Source organism: Gordonibacter sp. An230 (assembly GCF_002159915.1).
Classification (GTDB): domain Bacteria; phylum Actinomycetota; class Coriobacteriia; order Coriobacteriales; family Eggerthellaceae; genus Rubneribacter.
On the sequence record NZ_NFJP01000062.1, the window covers coordinates 1 to 2,696 of the forward strand.

A 2,696-nucleotide genomic window follows, 5' to 3' on the forward strand; every position below is an offset into this window, starting at 1 on the left:
GGGCGGGGGAGTTGTGGTTCGAGGCGGCGGGGATCGCAGGGCGCTTTGGGCGCCGGGGATCGCTTCAGGATGCCGGGAAATGTCGGGCAGGAGGGTTCGCAGGTCGTTTTGGCTACGCTTTCGGGGAGTTCGGCCTTGCGCGAGTGGCGCAAGGCGCGGGAGACGGACAATCCGAAGTAGAGAGGGGCCGACGTGGCAGACCAAAAGACGGAACGTTCGCAGAGCGTGGTGTACGGATACGCGCGCGTGTCGGCGCGCGACCAAAGCCTTGCCCGACAACTCGATGCGCTCGATGCGTTTCCGGTGGCGCGCGCGAACGTCTACGTGGACAAGGCGAGTGGGAAGGACTTCGACCGCCCAGGGTATCGGGCGCTGTTCAGGCGGCTTGGGCCGGGGGATGTGCTCGTGGTGAAGAGCATCGATCGGTTGGGACGAAGCTACGACGAGACGCTTGAGGAATGGCGGCGCATCACGAAGGAGCGGAGGGCGGCCGTGGTGGTGCTCGACATGCCGCTGCTGGACACGCGCGAGCGCCGCGGCGACGTCACCGGGGCGTTTCTGGCCGACGTGGTGCTGCAGGTGCTCAGCTACGTCGCACAGGTGGAGCGCGAGAACACCCGGCAGCGCCAAGCCGAGGGGATAGCTTCGGCGAAAGCGCGGGGCGTGCAGTTCGGTCGACCGGCCATTCCGCGTCCGGCGGCGTACCAGGCCGTCAAGAGGGAGCGTTTGGCGGGCATGCTCACGGGCAAGGAGGCAGCCGCGCGTCTGGGCGTGAGTGTGAGGACGTTCGAGCGGTGGCTCAGATGCGATCGGGAAGGCTCTTGAAAGGCCCCGAGGCGCCTTCAAAGCGCTTCCGAGGCGTTTCGCGCTTGATGATCCCCGTTTCCGTCGCGGGCCGATTCCGCTACGGTCGGCTCCTGTCGCCGCCCGCATGCGGCGCAGAGGCGCTTCGCTGGCCATGCGGCATGCGCCGATGCGGCACGATGGTGGCGACGATCTCGATAACGATGGCTGCGAAGGTGACGAATTCCAGGCGTCCGGCCAGCATTTGGACGAGGTAGACGAACTCCAGGGAAGCGGGCATGTCGCAGGACACGATGCCGGAGAACACCCCGCCGTTGCTGGTCATCGCCACGGAGTCCACGATGGCTGTCAGTCCGTCTTGTCCGTGGGCGACACCGGCGAGCGCACCAAGAGCACATGTGGCCGTGAATAGGACGAACACGGTCATGGCCTCTTTCGACACGTTGTCATCGAGCGTGCGTCGGCCAAAATGATGGTATTCGGCCGCCATCCGGGCCGATTCGGGCACGAGGGCTTTTCGACAGGTGACGGAGATCGATTTGGCCACGATGCTCAGCCGGTGGAGCTTGAGGCCTCCCGCCGTGCTGCCCGCGCAGCCGCCCACGGCCATGAGCAGCACGAGCACGAGCAGCGCGCCGGAAGGGAGCACCTGCATCAGCTGATTCGTCGAAAGCGTTTGAAAGCCGGTGGTGGTGAGCGTCGAGATGATGGTGAACGTTCCTTGGCGCAGCAGCGTGGATGTGTCGGAGAACGTTGCGCTGCCGCATGCCGCCACCGTGAACAGCGCGGTCATTGCCGCGATCCATATTGCTCCGGTGCGCACTTCGCTGTCGCGGCCAATCTCGTCGATCCGTCCGCGCCGCGCGCCGAGGAGCAGCGCGAAGTTGAGGGCGCCGAGCAGCATGGTCACCATGAGCACGATCTCGATGGCGAACGAATGGTAGTACGTCACGCTCGAAGGCATGGGCGCGAACCCTCCGGTGGCGAACGCGGCAATGCTCAGCCAGACGCCGTGCAGGGCCGCGCGCCCGGTCTCCATTCCCGCAGCGAGGCAGAGAAAGCCGAGGGCGACTGCTGCGCCGACGACGATGGCGAGTGTTGTCCGGGCGATGAAGCGCGCCGTTTCGGCAACCTGGGGGATGAACCGCTCGCTGCGGCCTTCAGAGGTGTACAGGCTGGCGTCGATGCGCCGTCCGAACAAACCAAGGGACAGAGCGACCACGATGAATCCCAGCCCGCCGACAAGTTGCAGTGCGAAACGCCAGGTGTTGTCGGCGTTCGAGAGGTGCGGGAGGTCTTGTGCGAGGGAGACGCCGGTGGTGGTGAGCGCCGAGACGCATTCGAACAGCGCGTCGAAGTACCCGCCGAAATGCCCCGACAGCCATAACGGCACGGCGGCGAGGAGCGAGAGGAACACCCAGGCGATTCCGGTCACCGCGATAGCTTGGGTTCGGTCGAGGCGGGGTTTTTCCAATGCAGCGAACCGCAGCGCTGCGCCTACGACGAGGCAGAGTCCGCTTGAAAGGAGGTAGCGCGCCGCCGGCTCCCATTCGGACGATGCGACTGCGACGAGCGTTGGGGCCGCCATGCATGCGGCAAGCAGCTGCGCGAGCGCTCCGAGGTGGTGCGCTACGGCCCTCACGCCGGCGCGCGTCAACCGTGGGATCATAAAGCGGCGACGACCTCCTTCCATGCTTCCGAAGCGAAGATAGCCCACGAGGCGTCAACGGCGCGTAAATATCGGCGCGTCCGCGTTAAGATCGCGCAAAAGTGTGCAAAGCCGTTCGAGAATTGCCCCCGATCGCGCTTGCCCGTGACGGCAAAAAGCCTGGCGACGAGCACGCGAGTGCGCGCTTCGACAAAAGCAACAGGTTCCCGCTTTCAGCCTGCTC

General features: G+C 65.6%; 2 protein-coding genes. One reads left to right on the forward strand and one right to left on the reverse strand.

The window, feature by feature from the left end; translation table 11 throughout:
* Window positions 1–192 precede the first annotated feature (192 nt).
* Window positions 193–825, forward strand: a complete 633-nt coding sequence (locus tag B5F40_RS15640) for a recombinase family protein (RefSeq protein WP_087195195.1) — start codon at window positions 193–195, stop codon at window positions 823–825.
* 79 nt (window positions 826–904) lie between these two features.
* Here the strand turns inward: B5F40_RS15640 and B5F40_RS15645 are convergent, their stop codons facing one another.
* Entirely contained in the window at window positions 905–2,473 is a 1,569-nt protein-coding gene (locus tag B5F40_RS15645) for a TrkH family potassium uptake protein (RefSeq protein WP_087195196.1), read from the reverse strand.
* Window positions 2,474–2,696 lie beyond the last annotated feature (223 nt).

Coding starts and splice junctions, on each gene's coding strand:
- B5F40_RS15645 (WP_087195196.1), bottom strand. CDS start 2,473: ATGATCCCACGGTTGACGCGCGCCGGCGTGAGGGCCGTAGCGCACCAC.